At 76.1% G+C, this 444-nt stretch carries 1 protein-coding gene; it reads left to right on the forward strand.

From position 1 onward, the window contains the following. Positions 1–119 precede the first annotated feature (119 nt). Positions 120–444: lytic transglycosylase domain-containing protein (locus tag ACU8YC_RS27770; RefSeq protein WP_446896366.1), on the forward strand; the 325-nt coding region annotated here is incomplete at its 3' end.

Consider the following 444-nt stretch of genomic DNA (forward strand, 5'->3'; position numbering starts at 1 on the left):
CTGGGTCTCGCCGCCGCGGCCTATAACGGCGGCGCCGCGCGGGTCAGCAAGTGGCTCGCCGGCGACGGTGGCCTGCCCGCCGAGACCCGGGCCTACGTGGCCGCCATCACGGGCCGCCGGTGCCGTTCCTGACACGCCTGATCTGGCGCGAGAGCAGCTTCCGCGTGGGCGTCGTCAGCCCGGCCGGGGCGCAGGGCGTCGCGCAGTTCATGCCCGGGACGGCCCGCGAGCGCGGCCTCCTCGACCCGTTCGACCCCGAGCAGGCGATCCCGCACGCGGCCCATCTGCTCGCCGACCTGAGGACCCAGTTCGGCAATCTGGGTCTCGCCGCCGCGGCCTATAACGGCGGCGCCGCGCGGGTCAGCAAGTGGCTCGCCGGCGACGGTGGCCTGCCCGCCGAGACCCGGGCCTACGTGGCCGCCATCACGGGCCGCCGGTGCCGTT

The sequence above is a fragment of the Citrobacter sp. VF227 genome, from assembly GCF_052950715.1.